The sequence below is a fragment of the Marinobacter sp. L-13 genome (genome assembly GCF_056857715.1).
The window spans coordinates 14,220-30,534 of record NZ_JBSXNQ010000048.1 but is presented as its reverse complement, the minus strand read 5'-3'; the positions used below and the strand labels follow the sequence as shown (position 1 = coordinate 30,534).

13 protein-coding genes and 1 tRNA gene are annotated in these 16,315 nt (G+C 58.6%); 1 reads left to right on the top strand and 13 read right to left on the bottom strand.

Annotated features, from left to right (window positions below):
* Window positions 1-7: 7 nt before the first annotated feature.
* The 11 genes from truB to ftsH all read right to left on the bottom strand — a co-directional run bounded on the left by truB (window position 8) and on the right by ftsH (window position 11,811).
* Window positions 8-949, bottom strand: a complete 942-nt coding sequence (truB, locus tag AC13DD_RS07185) for a tRNA pseudouridine(55) synthase TruB (protein ID WP_014578291.1) — start codon at window positions 947-949, stop codon at window positions 8-10.
* Entirely contained in the window at window positions 946-1,368 is a 423-nt protein-coding gene (gene rbfA / locus AC13DD_RS07180) for a 30S ribosome-binding factor RbfA (RefSeq protein ID WP_008171536.1), read from the bottom strand. The genes truB and rbfA overlap by 4 nt, the downstream gene beginning before the upstream one ends.
* Window positions 1,368-3,917: a translation initiation factor IF-2 gene (gene infB, locus AC13DD_RS07175; RefSeq protein ID WP_092033276.1), complete on the bottom strand. Its 2,550-nt coding sequence runs from the start codon at window positions 3,915-3,917 to the stop codon at window positions 1,368-1,370. The genes rbfA and infB overlap by 1 nt, the downstream gene beginning before the upstream one ends.
* Before the next feature lie 18 nt (window positions 3,918-3,935).
* Complete coding sequence (nusA, locus tag AC13DD_RS07170) at window positions 3,936-5,429, bottom strand: transcription termination factor NusA (RefSeq protein ID WP_014578293.1); 1,494 nt, start codon at window positions 5,427-5,429, stop codon at window positions 3,936-3,938.
* A gap of 55 nt (window positions 5,430-5,484) precedes the next feature.
* A complete protein-coding gene (gene rimP / locus AC13DD_RS07165; protein ID WP_008171533.1) occupies window positions 5,485-5,946 on the bottom strand; it encodes a ribosome maturation factor RimP in 462 nt (153 codons plus the stop codon).
* 320 nt (window positions 5,947-6,266) lie between these two features.
* Window positions 6,267-6,351, bottom strand: a tRNA-Leu gene (locus tag AC13DD_RS07160).
* A gap of 7 nt (window positions 6,352-6,358) precedes the next feature.
* The gene (secG, locus tag AC13DD_RS07155) at window positions 6,359-6,739 is read right to left on the bottom strand and encodes a preprotein translocase subunit SecG (protein ID WP_008171532.1); all 381 of its coding nucleotides are present in this window, start codon (window positions 6,737-6,739) and stop codon (window positions 6,359-6,361) included.
* A gap of 24 nt (window positions 6,740-6,763) precedes the next feature.
* Complete coding sequence (gene tpiA, locus AC13DD_RS07150) at window positions 6,764-7,522, bottom strand: triose-phosphate isomerase (protein ID WP_075267595.1); 759 nt, start codon at window positions 7,520-7,522, stop codon at window positions 6,764-6,766.
* A 75-nt stretch (window positions 7,523-7,597) separates the two neighbouring features.
* Window positions 7,598-8,941 (bottom strand): phosphoglucosamine mutase, encoded by a 1,344-nt coding sequence (gene glmM, locus AC13DD_RS07145; protein ID WP_008171529.1) that lies wholly within the window; start codon window positions 8,939-8,941, stop codon window positions 7,598-7,600.
* Window positions 8,941-9,771, bottom strand: a complete 831-nt coding sequence (gene folP, locus AC13DD_RS07140; RefSeq protein WP_482931027.1) for a dihydropteroate synthase — start codon at window positions 9,769-9,771, stop codon at window positions 8,941-8,943. Before folP ends, glmM begins: the two co-directional genes overlap by 1 nt.
* 96 nt (window positions 9,772-9,867) lie before the next feature.
* Window positions 9,868-11,811 carry an ATP-dependent zinc metalloprotease FtsH gene (ftsH, locus tag AC13DD_RS07135; protein ID WP_169702170.1) on the bottom strand — a complete coding sequence of 648 codons (1,944 nt, stop codon included), beginning with the start codon at window positions 11,809-11,811 and terminating at the stop codon, window positions 9,868-9,870.
* A gap of 386 nt (window positions 11,812-12,197) precedes the next feature.
* On the opposite strand from ftsH, the gene yhbY reads away from it, so the two are divergent.
* The gene (gene yhbY / locus AC13DD_RS07130) at window positions 12,198-12,509 is read left to right on the top strand and encodes a ribosome assembly RNA-binding protein YhbY (protein WP_008171523.1); all 312 of its coding nucleotides are present in this window, start codon (window positions 12,198-12,200) and stop codon (window positions 12,507-12,509) included.
* 76 nt (window positions 12,510-12,585) lie between these two features.
* On the opposite strand, the gene greA is transcribed toward yhbY, so the two are convergent.
* Window positions 12,586-13,065, bottom strand: coding sequence for a transcription elongation factor GreA (gene greA, locus AC13DD_RS07125; protein WP_075267597.1), 480 nt, complete (start codon window positions 13,063-13,065; stop codon window positions 12,586-12,588).
* A gap of 4 nt (window positions 13,066-13,069) precedes the next feature.
* The gene (gene carB / locus AC13DD_RS07120; RefSeq protein WP_273068901.1) at window positions 13,070-16,288 is read right to left on the bottom strand and encodes a carbamoyl-phosphate synthase large subunit; all 3,219 of its coding nucleotides are present in this window, start codon (window positions 16,286-16,288) and stop codon (window positions 13,070-13,072) included.
* Window positions 16,289-16,315 lie beyond the last annotated feature (27 nt).

Here is a 16,315-nt window from a genome sequence, read left to right as displayed (position 1 = left end):
GACGCGCCTAACGCTTTCCGCTGCTTTTCACCAGTCGGCGTGGGACCAGATTGGTCTGCTCGCCTTCCGGGAATGCTTCTGCAAGCCCGACGAAGCTCTCGTTAGCGCTCTCATTCGCATAGAGACGCACGAACCCGTCGTAAGCCTGACCCGGTATTCTAACCGGTTGTCCGTTCAAGATCGATACCAGCGCCTGCCCCGCCAGACGGTGCTCGGGGAACATGGACAGCGCGGCATCCGGTGCCACGAGGAGACCATCAAGGCTTTCACCCCGCTCACGCATCGCCTCCAGATCACTCACAGCATGGGCATCGGCCAGGGTGAACCCGGACGCCATGGTACGGCGCAGCGCCGTCACATGGGCTCCGCAGCCCAGGGCTTCACCGATATCCTCAACCAGTGAGCGAATGTACGTACCCTTGGTGCAGCTGACCGCGATATCCAGTTCGTTCTCGCGAATATCCAGGAGCGTCAGTTCGTAAATGGTCACCGGTCTTGCCGGACGTTCCACCTCGATACCTTCGCGAGCATATTCGTAGAGCGGACGCCCTTTGTGCTTGAGCGCCGAGTACATGGAGGGAACCTGTTGGATATCACCCCGGAAACCGTCAAGTAACGGCTCCAACACCTCCGCGGTGAGACCGGCCGGTACCGGTTTCTCGGCAACGACGGCGCCCTCACTGTCACCGGTTTCGGTTCGGACTCCGAGCCGGGCGGTGGCAATGTAGGCCTTGTCGCTGTCGAGCATCATCTGGGAGAACTTGGTGGCCTCACCGAAGCACAGCGGCAGCACGCCCGTGGCCAGGGGATCAAGAGCACCGGTGTGGCCCGCCTTGGCGGCCCCGAACAGGCGCTTCACCTGCTGCAGGATGCCGTTGGAGGTAACACCTGCCGGCTTGTCGATAACGAGGATACCGTTAACGTCACGGCCTTTGCGTCTGCGGCTCAAGCGTTACGCTCCGGGTCATCCTGATCATCGTCGGTGCGGTCAACGGCCGGCTTGTCGCCGACCGCTTCCCGAATGAGGCTATCCATCTTGCGGCTGTATCCCTGCAGCGTATCGAAGTGGAAACGCAGCTGCGGCACAACCCGCAGCTTCATTGCGCGACCTACCTGGCCCCGCAGAAAGCCCGAGGCTTTGTTGAGCACCGCAATCGATTCCCGGACCTCCGGAGACTCTTCCGTCAGTTCTTCGGTGGAAAGCAGGGAAACATAGATATCGGCGTAGCCAAGATCACGACTGACCTTGACTGCGTTGACCGTGACCATACCCACCCGCGGGTCTTTGACTTCCCGCTGGATGAGCTGGGCCAGTTCCCGTTGCATCTGATCGCCGATGCGATCAATACGACTGAACTCTCTTGGCATCAGGCCCCCGTGGACTCAAGCTTGCGCTCGACCCGGACGCGATCGAAGACCTCGATCTGGTCGCCGACTTTCACGTCGTAACCCTTAACGCCAATACCGCATTCCATGCCGTTACGGACTTCAGGTACGTCGTCCTTGAAGCGACGCAGGGATTCCAGCTCGCCTTCAAAGATAACCACGTTGTCCCGCAGAACCCGGATCGGCTTGTTACGGTAAACCGTGCCTTCAGTAACCATGCAACCGGCCACCTGACCAAACTTCGGCGAACGGAACACATCACGCACGTCGGCGATGCCAACAATATCTTCGCGGAATTCCGGTGCCAGCATGCCAGTCAGGGCTGCTTTCACATCATCAATCAGGTTATAGATGATGCTGTAGTAGCGCAGATCCAGACCTTCCTGCTCAACCAGGCGCTTGGACGCTGTGTCGGCACGGACGTTGAAACCGAAGATAACCGCATTGGTTGCCATGGCCAGACTGACGTCGGTCTCGGCAATACCGCCAACACCGGACGACACGATCTTGACCTGGACCTCATCGTTACCCAAGTCCTGCAAGGCCTTGGTGATGGCTTCCAGCGAACCCCGAACGTCGGTCTTGAGCACAACATTGAGGGTTTTGACCTCGTCCTTGCCCATGTTCTCGAACAGGTTCTCAAGCTTGGCGGCCTGCTGACGCTGGAGACGCTGCTCCCGCTCGCGGCTCTGACGGAACTCGGCCAGCTCTTTGGCCTTCTTCTCGTCAGCAACGGCGAAGAACTCGTCACCGGCATCCGGTGTTCCGTTCAGACCGAGGATCTCGACCGGAATAGACGGGCCTGCTTCCTTGACCTGCTTACCGGCTTCATCGGTCATCGCACGGACCTTACCGAAGTAGGAACCGGCCACAACCATGTCGCCCTGACGCAGGGTACCGTTCTGTACCAGGACAGTCGCAACGGAACCGCGGCCACGCTCAAGGCTGGATTCTACGACCACGCCCTTGGCAGGCGCATCGGTTGCCGCCTCAAGCTCGAGCACTTCTGCCTGAAGCAACAACGCCTCCAGCAGATCTTCAATGCCCTCACCGGTGTGTGCTGAAACAGGCACGAACTGAACGTCACCGCCCCAGTCTTCCGGGATGACTTCCATGCCCGCCAACTCGGTCTTGACGCGATCGGGATCGGCCTCTTCCTTGTCCATCTTGTTGATGGCAACAACGATCGGCACCCCGGCGGAGCGCGCGTGCTGGACGGCTTCCTTGGTCTGTGGCATCACGCCATCATCGGCTGCCACCACCAGGACAACGATATCCGTGCACTGGGCCCCGCGGGCACGCATGGCGGTAAAGGCCGCATGGCCCGGGGTATCCAGGAAGGACACCATGCCGTGATCCGTTTCTACGTGATAAGCACCAATGTGCTGGGTAATACCACCAGACTCACCGGAGGCCACCTTGGTACGACGGATGTAGTCCAGCAGGGAGGTCTTACCGTGGTCAACGTGACCCATCACGCTCACAACCGGAGCCCGCTTGGTCTTTTCGCCGCCCTCGAAGGAGAATTCGCTCAGAACCTCTTCCTCGAACGCATCGTCGCTGACGGTCTTGGCTTTATGACCCAATTCCTCGGTCACCAGAACGGCAGTTTCCTGGTCCAGTGCCTGGTTGATGGTGGCCATGACGCCCATGCCCATCAGGGTCTTGATAACATCAGCCGATTTGACTGCCATACGCTGGGCAAGGTCACCGACAGATATCGTTTCCGGAATCTCTACTTCTCTGACCATTGGTTTGGTCGGCCTCTCGAAAGCATGACGCTTCTCTTTGGGTTTCTTTTTCGCACGCAGCGGCTTGCGCAGCGTGGTCTCTTCCTCATCCTCGGAGATAACCAGCGGCTCTTCCACCGGACGACTGCGAGGACCACGATGGCCTGCCTGCTTCTTCTTCGGCTTGCCCTCTTCGATCTCGTCGCCGCGCTCGCGAACTTTTTCTTTCTTTTTCTTCGGCTTGCGGTCCTTGCCATCGCCCTCGGGCGGAGGCATCGGCATATCTTCCGGAGCGGGAACCGGCTCGGGCTCAGGCTCCGGCTCTTTCTTCGGCTCGGCCTTCTCTGCCTGCTCCGGCTGCTCTGCAGTCGCTGCCTCTGCGGGCTTCTCTGCTTCCGGCTGCTGGGCCTGCTCGGCCGCTACCTTTGGCGCCTCTTCCACCGGTGCCTGCTCCGGCTGCTGCTCAGCTACCGGCTCTTCCGGTTTCGGCGCTTCAGCCTCAGGCTGCAATTCCGCCCGTTTGATGTAAGTACGGCGCTTGCGAACCTCAACATTGACGGTCTTTGCCTTGCCGGCCTTGAGCGTCGTAGTGGTCTTGCGCTTCAGGGTAATCTTGCGCGGTTCGGCGTCGGCCTCACCGTGGGTCTTTCTCAAATAGGCCAGCAACTGCTGCTTCTCATCGCTGGAGACAGAATCATTCTCGGAGCGGGCTTTCAGGCCAGCCTCCACAATCTGCTTCAGCAAACGATCCACGGGAGCGCCTACATCTTCGGCCAGTTGTTTTACCGTTACTTCAGCCATACTGGTCCTCCTCCCGAATTAAGCCTGGTCTTCAAACCAGGGGGCACGTGCAGTCATGATAAGCTGACCGGCACGCTCTTCATCCATACCTTCAATCTCGAGCAGGTCGCCAACCGACTGCTCTGCCAGATCTTCCATGGTGCGCACACCCATGCCGGCCAGCTTGAAGGCCAGGCTACGGTCCATGCCATCCATTCCCAGAAGATCCTCTGCCGGCTCAGCGCCTTCGAGCGCTTCCTCGCTTGCCAGGGCCTGGTTCAGCAGGACATCCTTGGCGCGACGGCGCAGCTCGGTGACGGTTTCCTCGTCAAAACCTTCGATCGCCAGCATCTCTTCCATTGGCACATAGGCCACCTCTTCAATGGAGGTAAACCCTTCCTCGATCAGTACACCGGCAAATTCTTCATCAACGTCCAGATTGCCAGTGAAATGCTCGACAAGCCGGCTGTATTCCTGCTCCTGACGCTCACCGGCTTCTTCCTCGGTCATCACGTTCAGGGTCCAGCCTGTCAGATCGGTGGCCAGGCGAACGTTCTGACCGTTACGGCCGATTGCCTGGGCCAGGTTGTCTTCCGCCACAGCCACTTCCATGGTGTGCCGGTCTTCATCCATAACGATGGACGCCACTTCTGCAGGCGCCATGGCATTGATCACCAGCTGGGCCGGGTTGTCGTCCCACAACACGATATCAACGCGCTCACCGCCCAGCTCATTGGACACGGCCTGAACCCGGGAGCCACGCATACCAACACAGGCGCCAACGGGATCAATACGGCGATCGTTGGTCTTCACCGCAATCTTGGCCCGGGAACCGGGATCACGAGCAGCACCGCGGATCTCGATCAGATCTTCAGCAATCTCCGGCACTTCGATGCGGAACAGCTCGATCAGCATCTGCGGAGAGGTGCGACTGAGAATCAACTGGGGACCGCGGTGATCCGTACGGATCTCCAGCAGCAGCGAACGCACCCTGTCACCCATCCGGAACGTCTCGCGGGGGATCAGGAATTCGCGGGGCAGCAGCGCCTCGGCATTGGCGCCCAGATCGACAATCACGTTGTCGCGAGTAACCTTCTTGACGGTACCCGACACCAGCTCACCAACGCGGTCGCGGTAGCTGTCCACAATCTTGGTGCGTTCAGCTTCACGAACCTTCTGGAAGATAATCTGCTTGGCAGCCTGGGCGCCAATGCGGCCAAAGGCTTCGGATTCGATTTTCTCCTCGTGGATATCGCCAGGCTTCAGGGCCGGGTCGATTTCCTCGGCTTCCTGCAGGGTGAGCTCAGTGCCCAGCGCAGGAACGGCATCGTTATCCACCACCAGCCAGCGGCGGAAGGTTTCGTATTCGCCGGTTTTCCGGTCGATTGATACGCGGATATCCGCCTCTTCGTCTTCAAAGCGTTTTTTGGCAGCGGTGGCCAGTGCCAGCTCGATCGCTTCAAAAATCACATCCTTCTCGACACCTTTCTCGTTCGAGACGGATTCAACCACCAGCAAGATCTCTTTACTCATTGGATTGCCCTGCCCTTAAAATCAACTGTGCGTCCACGGACTTTATTCAAATCGTTCACTCAAATACCGGCACGATGTGGGCTTTTTCAATGCTGTCGAATGGCAGCAGATACTCGTGATCATCAACGACCACAACCACATCATCACCTTCCACGCCTTTGATCAGCCCCTGAAACTTCCGGCGACCTTCAAATGCCATCCGGAGACGAATCTGAACCTGATGACCAACAAAGGCCTCGTATTGCTCTAGACGAAACAGCGGGCGATCCATCCCCGGGGATGAGACCTCCAGTGTGTATTCGGTCTGGATGGGATCTTCCACATCCATCACACCGCTGATCTGGCGACTGACTTTCTCACAGTCGTCGACTCCGATGCCGTTTTCGGCATCGTCAATAAACACCCGTAACAGGGAATGATGGCCCTGCGAGCGGAATTCAATGCCCCAGAACTCATACCCCAGACCTTCCACCACGGGCTGAAGAATGTCTTCCAGTTGCTTAAGCTTGGCTGACAAGTTGTGCCTTCTCCGTTATCAATTTACCGGCCCCAAAAACAAAAAAAGGGCTGTTTTATCAGCCCTTTTTATGCACCAGGGCCCTTTGCGCCAGGCCCCTTAATCAAAAAGCCCCTGACAATGGGGCCTTTTGTTGCAAGAACTCGCAGGAAGCAAACCGGTGTACCGCTTCCTGCTGACAGACACCTGGCCTGCCAGAAACCCGCCAGCACCAAGCGGCAGGTCCCAATATCCGCCGGAGTATAGAGACGCCGGACAGACTGGTCAAGGACTGACCAAAAAAAACGGCCTGGAAACTCCAAGCCGTTTTTCTTCTAATATGGTGCCCGGGGCCGGACTCGAACCGGCACGGCTTTCGCCACTACCCCCTCAAGATAGCGTGTCTACCAGTTTCACCACCCGGGCAACATTCTTACTCGAGTTCAGGGAGATCAGACTCCCCACCCTCGGCTTCGCTGGCTGCGGCTTCGCCATTGTCAGCAGCGGTATCAGCAGGGGCTGCGCTGCTGGATTCCTGAACAACAGGAATACCGGCTTCGCCTGCCACTTCGGCACGCTGCTTGGCAAAAATCGCCAGCGAGAAACTTGTTACAAAAAATACCACTGCGAGCAGAGTCGTGAAGCGGGTGAGAAAGCTACCGCTACCCTGACTACCAAACACAGTCTGCGATGCACCACCACCAAAGGCAGCGCCGGCATCTGCGCCTTTGCCCTGCTGGATCAGCACCAGACCCACCAGCGCCACCGCGATCACCACGTGCACAACGACTACCAGCGTTTCTACCCAATCCATAACGACTCTCGCGAACCTTTAAATTCAGGTACCCGCCGGAACACTCCGGCAAATACTTACAAAATCTTCTGCTTTGAGCGACGCTCCGCCGATCAAACCGCCGTCAATATCCGGCTCGGCAAAAAGAGCGGCTGCATTATCCGCTTTTACACTGCCCCCGTAAAGGAGGGAAATCTCATTGGCCGGCGCGCCCATCTCTGAAAGCACCTGCCGAATCGACGCATGCATTGCCTGCGCGTCCTGTGCCGTAGCGGTTTTACCTGTTCCGATCGCCCAGACAGGCTCATAGGCAACCACTACACGCTGCCACTGCTCGCTTGTGACCGTCGCAAGGCCGGCCTTTACCTGGGCGGCAACAACGGTCTCGGCCTTACCAGCCTCACGCTCTTCCAGGGTTTCACCAACACAAACCATGGCCTGGAGCCCGGAAGCGAGAATGCGACCGACTTTTTCGGCCACTGCAGCGTCTGTCTCAGCGAAGAGCTGGCGACGTTCGGAATGACCGACCAAGACGTATTGACAGCCCTGATCCAACGCCATGTCCGCGGAAATCTCACCGGTGTAGGCTCCGGACGCCCATTGCGCCACGTTCTGAACACCGACCGACAGTACATCGCCTGCGCTGGCAACTACGCCCGGGACGTAAATAGCGGGAGGAATGATAACAACCTCAACGCCATTATCAAGAGAGGCCGCCTGGGATCGCACATCGCTTACCAGCGTTTGTGCCAGGTCTTTTGACCCGTTCATTTTCCAGTTTCCGGCTACAATCTTCCGACGCATAACAGTTCCCGAACGTTAGGGAGGGCGAACTATACAGCACTCCCTCCCGGCAGACAACCGCCTGAAAACACAAAATTAAGCGGTGGATTTCTCCACAACTTTTGCCAGTTCCTCGACTACCCGAAGAATCTCGCTGGCGTCCTGCCCCTCCGCCATCACACGGATCAGCGGCTCTGTGCCAGAAGCCCTCAACAGAATCCTGCCGGAACTGCCCAGCTCGGTTTCGGCCTTGCGCACCGCAGCTACGATATCATCACGACTGAACGGATCGAAACGCTGCGCCACCCGAACGTTGATCATTTTCTGGGGGAGCTTGCTCATCCCCTTCCGCAGATCCGCAAGGGTTTTCCCGGACTTCCACACTGAAAGAAGGACCTGCAGCGCCGAAACAATACCATCACCGGTACTGGTGCAGTCGCGGATAACCATGTGGCCAGAGCCTTCGCCACCGAGCACCCAGTTGTTGGCGAGCAGCCGCTCCATCACGTAACGGTCGCCGACTTTTGCACGCTCGAACTCGATTCCGATTTCATTCAAAGCAAGCTCGACACCCAGATTGGTCATCAGCGTACCGACCACACCGCCTTTCAGGCGATCCTCGGCAAAGCGTTGGGACGCGATGACGTAGAGCAGCTCATCGCCGTCGACCTCGGATCCGTCCCGATCCACCATCAGAACCCGATCGCCATCCCCATCGAATGCGATCCCCAGATCAGCGTTTTTTTCGATCACTGCTGCCTTGAGCGCCTGCAGATGAGTGGAGCCAACGTTAAGGTTGATATTGAGCCCATCGGGATCGCCACCGATAACCGAAACCTTGGCCCCAAGCTCCCGAAATACCTTGGGGGCCACGTGATAGGTGGCGCCATGGGCACAGTCCAATACGATATTCATGCCGTCGAGCGTAAACTCATTGGGCACAGTGCTCTTGCAGAATTCCACATACCGGCCCGGCGCGTCGTCAACGCGGGAGGCCTTGCCCAGCTCAGTCGGGCCACAAACCTCAATGGGCTTGTCCAGCCAGCGCTCGATCTCGGCTTCAAGAGCATCGTCCAGCTTGGTGCCGGCCGCTGAGAAGAACTTGATGCCGTTGTCGTGGTGGGGATTGTGGGAGGCGCTGATCACAATGCCGGCCGAAGCGCGGAAAGTGCGAGTCAGGTAAGCGATTGCCGGCGTTGGCATCGGACCAAGCAGCTTTACATCCACACCCGCCGCCGCAAGGCCAGCCTCAAGGGCCGACTCAAACATGTAACCGGACAGGCGAGTATCCTTGCCGATCAGTACGCTGTTGCGCTGACCATCGCGCTTGAAGGCCTGGCCCGCAGCCCAGCCAAGTTTCAGCATGAATTCCGGCGTTATCGGAAACTCACCCACGTGCCCGCGAATACCGTCCGTACCAAAGTACTTTCTCTCGGACATTAACCTGCCTCCTTCACTGCCGCCACCACACGGATAGCGTCCACTGTTTCCCTGACATCGTGCACACGAATAATACTGGCACCCTTCATGGCCGCTATTGTCGCGGCCGCAAGGCTCGCAGGCAACCTTTCATTCACCTCACGGCCAGTGATATGGCCCAACATGGACTTCCTGGAAACGCCAACCAGCAGGGGATGCCCGAGGATGTGCATCTGCTCAAGGGAGGCCAGCAACTGCAGGTTGTGCTCAAGGCTTTTCCCAAAACCGAAGCCGGGATCCAGCAGGATGTTTTCAGGGCGAATTCCGGCCTGCTCCGCAACGCGGATGCGCTCGGTCAGAAAAGCACTGACTTCCCGACGCACATTCCGGTACTCGGGACGATCCTGCATGGTATCCGGCTCCCCCTGGATGTGCATGATGCAAACCGGTATGCCCGCTTTTGCAGCCACTTCCGGAGCACCGTCACGCTGCAGGGCCCGCACATCATTGATCAGGCCGGCCCCGAGTTTTGCCGTTTCAGCCATCACTTCCGGCGCACTGGTGTCTACCGAGATAACCGCGTCGAACTCCCGGGCTGCAGCCTCAACCACCGGGCAGACCCGGTCCAGCTCTTCCTGCAACGACACGGGCGTGGCACCCGGGCGCGTGGATTCGCCACCGATGTCGATAAACGTGGCGCCATCGGCAACCATCTGCCTGGCCCGGACGAGAGCCGCATCCGGCCGGTTATATTGGCCACCATCGGAAAACGAATCCGGTGTTACATTCAGAACGCCCATCACGTGGCAGCGGGACATATCCAGTTCCCGCCCGGCAAAATTCATTTTCATGGCAAACCTTTTTTCACAATGACAAAAACAAACGCCGCCCGGAATCCGGGCGGCGCAGGGAACTACACTCTTTTTATAACCAAAAGCTGCTAGCCGTCAGTGTTCTCCGGCCGGCCGGCCAACGCCGGGATGACGACCGTCATCGGAAGCCTTTGGCTCCGGCGCCGTCTCAGGCTCGTCGGCCTTGACGCCACCAGCGGGACCACTGTCTCCCCAACCTTTCGGCGGGCGAGGTGTGCGGCCTTCCATGATGTCATCAATCTGGTGACGATCGATGGTTTCGTACTTCATCAACGCGTCGGCCATCATGTCGAGCTTGTCCCGGTTATCGACCAGAATCTGCTTGGCTTTTTCGTAGCAGCTGTCGATGATGTTGCGAACTTCCTCATCAATGCGCTGGGCCGTTTCCGGTGAGTACACCGTCTGGGACTGACCCGCAGACCGGCCGAGGAACGGCTCTTCGCTGTCGGTATCATACTGCAACGGACCCAGCTTCTCGGACAGACCCCAACGGGTCACCATGTTGCGGGCCAGACTGGTCGCCCGCTCGATGTCATTCGACGCACCGGTCGTCACACCATCAAAGCCCAGCGTCAGTTCTTCCGCGATGCGGCCACCGAACAGACTGCAGATCGAGCTGATCAGGAAGCGCTTGCTATGGCTGTACTTGTCTTCCTCGGGGAGGAACATGGTGACACCCAGAGCGCGGCCGCGCGGAATGATGCTCACCTTGTACACCGGATCGTGCTCCGGCATCAGACGACCCACAATAGCGTGGCCAGACTCGTGGTAAGCCGTATTCCGCTTTTCTTTCTCGCTCATCACCATGGACTTGCGCTCGGCGCCCATCATGATCTTGTCTTTGGCAAGCTCGAACTCTTCCATGGACACGAGACGCTGGTTGCGACGGGCCGCGAAGAGCGCCGCCTCGTTGACCAGGTTTGCGAGGTCCGCACCGGAGAATCCGGGCGTGCCACGAGCGATCAGAACCGGCTCTACGCCATCCGCCAGGGGCACTTTTTTCATGTGCACCTTGAGGATCTGCTCACGACCAATGATGTCTGGCAGGCCAACAACAACCTGACGGTCGAAACGGCCCGGGCGCAACAGTGCCGGGTCGAGAACGTCGGGACGGTTAGTAGCGGCAATTACGATAACGCCTTCATTACCCTCAAAACCGTCCATCTCAACGAGCAGCTGGTTGAGCGTCTGTTCACGCTCGTCATGACCGCCACCCATGCCGGCGCCACGGTGGCGACCAACAGCATCGATCTCGTCGATGAAGATAATGCAGGGGCTTTGCTTCTTGGCCTGTTCGAACATGTCACGAACCCGGGAAGCACCCACGCCCACGAACATTTCGACAAAGTCAGAACCGGAGATGGAGAAGAAGGGCACCTTGGCTTCGCCGGCAATAGCCTTGGCGAGCAGGGTTTTACCCGTACCCGGCTGACCAACCATCAGGACACCTTTGGGGATGCTGCCGCCAAGACGCTGGAATTTGCTGGGATCTCGCAGGAAATCCACCAGTTCCTTAACATCTTCCTTGGCTTCATCAACACCGGCCACGTCCGCGAAGGTGGTCTTGATCTGGTCTTCGCTCATCAGACGCGCTTTACTCTTGCCGAACGACATGGGGCCTTTGCCGCCACCGCCGCCCTGCATCTGGCGCATGAAGAACACAAACAGTGCGATGATGATCAGTATCGGAAACGCGGCTACCAGAAGCTGTGTCCACAGGCTCTGGCGCTCAGGCTCCTTACCGATAACCTCAACGTTGTTCGCGAGCAGATCGTCCATCAGCTTGTTGTCAGACACTTGAGGACGGATTGTCTGGAACTGGGAGCCGTCACCACGGGTACCCTGAACCTGCAACCCATCGATTGTGACCTGACGGACCTGGCCTTCCTGGACCATCTCCACAAACTGGGAATAGTTGACTTGTTGGCCGGTGGTGGTGGGAGAAAAGTTCTGAAACACCATCAGCAGCACGGCGGCTATAATTAGCCAGAGAACCAGATTTTTTGCCATATCGTTCAAGGATCATCACCTGTGAATTGTAGGGTTAACCTTTCTCAAAGCACCCTTTTCTGACACCTTACACCAATTGTACGCCCGTCCACCAGAAACGGCCCATCCGTATCGGCCACACGCAGCACACAGTTTTTTAATGAAAAGTCGCCTTAACCTTCATATTGGGCGCCATATCTGAAATTACAACAGCAACCCTCAATACGCCCCCAATTCCGCGAACCTTTTGACCCTTGCCACCCGGGTTGGTTCCTTCTGCTTGCTGCCCCCACGTCGATACGTGTTAACGGCCATTCTTACAGCGGAACGATCTGTTACAATTCGTCGATTATACGTTCAAGTCAGCCTTTCCGCCGCTGACCTTTTGTTAATTGCACCAATAAAGAGATTACATCATGAGTCTTTCACCGGAACAGCGCCGGGAATACCGGGCGATTGCCCACAACCTCAAGCCCGTCATCATTGTTGGCGACAAAGGCCTTTCCGAGGGACTGCAGGAAGAACTCGAGCGCGCACTGAATGATCATGAGCTGATCAAGATCAAGGTGGCGAGCCAAGACCGGGAAACCCGGCACGAGGCGATCACCGCGCTGTGCGAATCCTCTGGCGCCGAGCTCGTCCAGACCATCGGCAAGATCGCCGTCATACTGCGCCGGGCCAAAAAGCCGAACCCCAAGCTCTCCAACCTGTTGCGCCACAAACACTGATCCGCCCGGAACCCAGAAACAGAAAAGCCGGCTCGGGAAAACCCCAGCCGGCTTTTTTCGTTCAGCACAGACGAGATCAGATGTACTCGACCTGCTCAATCTCGTATTCCACGGTACCGGAAGGCACGCGAATGGCGACCACATCGCCCTCGCTCTTGCCTACCAGCGCCCGCGCAATCGGTGAGGAAATCGACAGCTTGCCTGCCTTGATATCCGCCTCATCCTCACCAACGATCTTGTAGATCACCTGTTCGTCCGTATCCATGTTAAGCAGGTGTACCGTGGTGCCGAAGATCACCTTGCCGGTATTCTCGATGGTGGTCACATCGATTACCTGAGCGGCTGAAAGCTTGCCCTCGATTTCCTGGATACGGCCTTCAATAAAGCTCTGCTGCTCGCGGGCAGCATGATATTCAGCGTTCTCTTTCAGGTCGCCGTGCTCCCGGGCATCGGCAATCGCCGCAATAACCCGGGGACGATCCTCGGACTTCAGCTTCTGAAGCTCCTCGCGGAGGCGGGTCTCGCCCGCCTTTGTCATCGGTACTCTGTCAGCCATAGTCTCACTTTCCTGCGTGAAGATCCTGGAGGCGGCGTACAGTGCGCTCCGGGCCGAACTTGATGGCCCGGCAGAAGGCTTCGCCGCCCGCCAGTGTTGTTGTGTAGGTTACCTTGGTCTGCAACGCCGACTGGCGGATCTGGGCCGAGTCGGAAATGGCCTTGCGACCTTCAGTGGTATTGATGATCAGCTGAACCTGTCCGTTCTTGATGGCGTCCACAATATGCGGACGGCCTTCACGGACCTTGTTCACCCGATCAACCTCGATTCCGGCCTCTTTCAGGGCCTTGGCGGTGCCGGTGGTAGCCACAAGCTTGAAGCCGGCTTCGACCAGATCCCGGGCCACTTTTGCGGCGCCGGGCTTGTCAACATCCCGCACAGACATGAACGCAGTGCCCTTGGCCGGCAGACGCTCACCAACAGCCAACGCGGCTTTGGCGAAGGCTTCGTCGAAGCTGTCACCCAGGCCCATGACCTCACCGGTCGATTTCATTTCCGGCCCAAGGATCGGATCCACCGCCGGGAACTTGTTGAACGGGAACACCGACTCTTTCACCGCATAATAGCTGGGGATGATTTCCTGGGTGAACTCCAGCTCTTTGAGGGTCTTGCCAGCCATCACCCGGGCCGCCACCTTGGCCAGGGACACACCGATGGCCTTGGACACGAACGGCACGGTACGCGAGGCCCGCGGGTTTACCTCGATCACGTAGATCTCGCCGTCCTGCCAGGCCAGCTGCACGTTCATCAGACCGACCACATCCAGCTCGATGGCCATCTTCTTGACGGCATCGCGCATTTCGTCCTGAACCTGCTGGGACAGGGTGTACGGCGGCAGCGAGCAGGCGGAGTCACCGGAGTGAACGCCGGCCTGCTCGATATGCTGCATGATGCCACCAATGACCACGTCTTTACCGTCGGAGATGGCGTCGATGTCCACCTCAATGGCGGCGTTCAGGAAGTGGTCGAGCAGCACCGGGCTGTCGTTCGAGACCAGCACTGCGTTGCGCATGTAGCGAACCAGTTCTTCCTCGTCGTAGACGATTTCCATGGCACGACCGCCCAGCACGTAAGACGGACGCACAACCAGCGGGTAGCCGATCTCTCTGGCTGCCAGGATGCCTTCCTCGTGGCTGCGCACGGTAGCGTTTTCCGGCTGCTTCAGGCCCAGGCGGGTGATCATCTGCTGGAACCGTTCCCGGTCCTCGGCACGGTCAATGGCGTCCGGGCTGGTGCCGATGATCGGCACACCGGCCGCTTCCAGGCCACGGGCCAGTTTCAGCGGGGTCTGGCCGCCGTACTGCACAATCACGCCCTTGGGCTTCTCGACGTGAATGATTTCCAGCACGTCTTCCAGGGTGATCGGCTCGAAGTACAACCGGTCGGAGGTGTCGTAGTCGGTGGACACGGTCTCCGGGTTGCAGTTGATCATGATGGTTTCGTAGCCGTCTTCACGCATGGCCAGGGCCGCATGCACACAGCAGTAATCGAACTCAATGCCCTGGCCGATCCGGTTGGGGCCACCACCGATCACCACGATCTTCTCGCGGTCGCTGGCGTCCGACTCGCACTCTTCCTCATAGGTGGAGTACATGTACGCGGTGTCGGAGGCAAACTCGGCGGCGCAGGTATCCACGCGCTTGTACACCGGGCGGATATCCAGATCGTGGCGCAGCTTGCGCAGGCTTACCTCGGAGATGCCCAGCAGTTTCGCCAGGCGGGCATCGGAGAAGCCCTTGCGCTTGAGACGGAACAGGGTGGCCTGGTCAATGTCGGCCTTGCCGGCACTCTTCAGCGCCTGCTCTTCCCTGATCAGGTCCTCGATCTGCACCAGGTACCAGGGATCCACGTGGGTATGCTCGTGCAGGTCCTCCACCGTCATGCCAGCCCGGAAAGCGTCGCCGATGTACCAGATGCGGTCGGCACCGGGCACGTTCAGTTCGCGGGTCAGGGTTTCCTGGGAATTCTCGGAATCCAGGTCTTCGAGTTTCTCGTCAAAGCCTTCGGAACCCACTTCCAGGCCGCGCAGGGCTTTCTGCAGGGATTCCTGGAAGGTGCGGCCAATGGCCATGACCTCACCCACGGATTTCATCTGGGTGGTCAGGCGGGCGTCGGCCTGGGGGAATTTCTCGAAGGTGAACCGGGGGATCTTGGTGACCACGTAGTCGATGGACGGCTCGAACGAAGCCGGGGTGACGCCGCCGGTGATTTCGTTGCGCAGCTCGTCCAGGGTGTAGCCCACTGCCAGCTTGGCCGCGACCTTGGCGATCGGGAAGCCGGTGGCCTTGGAGGCCAGCGCCGAAGAGCGGGACACCCGGGGGTTCATCTCGATGACGACCATGCGGCCGGTGTCCGGATTCATGCCGAACTGCACGTTGGAGCCGCCGGTTTCCACACCGATCTCACGCAGGACTGCCAACGAGGCGTTCCGCATGATCTGGTATTCCTTGTCGGTGAGGGTCTGGGCCGGGGCCACGGTGATGGAGTCACCGGTGTGCACACCCATGGCATCGAAGTTCTCGATGGCGCAGACGATGATGCAGTTGTCGTTTTTATCCCGGACAACTTCCATCTCGTACTCTTTCCAGCCGATCAGGGATTCGTCAATCAGCAGTTCGTTGGTCGGGGACAGGTCCAGACCACGAGTACAGATTTCCTCGAACTCGTCGCGGTTGTAGGCGATACCGCCGCCGGAGCCGCCCATGGTGAAAGACGGGCGGATGATGCACGGGAAGCCGATGTCGTCAGCCACTTTCCAGGCTTCTTCCATAGAGTGGGCAATCGTGGCCCGCGGGCACTCGAGGCCGATCTTCTTCATGGCCTTGTCGAAGCGGTCACGGTCTTCGGCTTTATCAATGGTGTCGGCGTTGGCGCCGATCATTTCCACGCCGTGCTTTTCCAGAATGCCGTGGCGCTCAAGGTCCAGGGCGCAGTTCAGCGCGGTCTGGCCGCCCATGGTGGGCAACAGCGCATCCGGCTGCTCTTTCTCGATGATCTTCTCGACGGTCTTCCAGGTGATCGGCTCGATGTAGGTGGCATCGGCCATGACCGGGTCGGTCATGATGGTTGCCGGATTGGAGTTAACCAGAATAACCCGGTAACCCTCTTCGCGCAGCGCCTTGCAGGCCTGGGCTCCGGAGTAATCAAACTCGCACGCCTGCCCGATCACGATGGGGCCGGCGCCCAGGATCAGGATGCTTTGGATGTCGGTACGTTTTGGCATGTCTTGGTAAACCTGTCAGCAACTTTT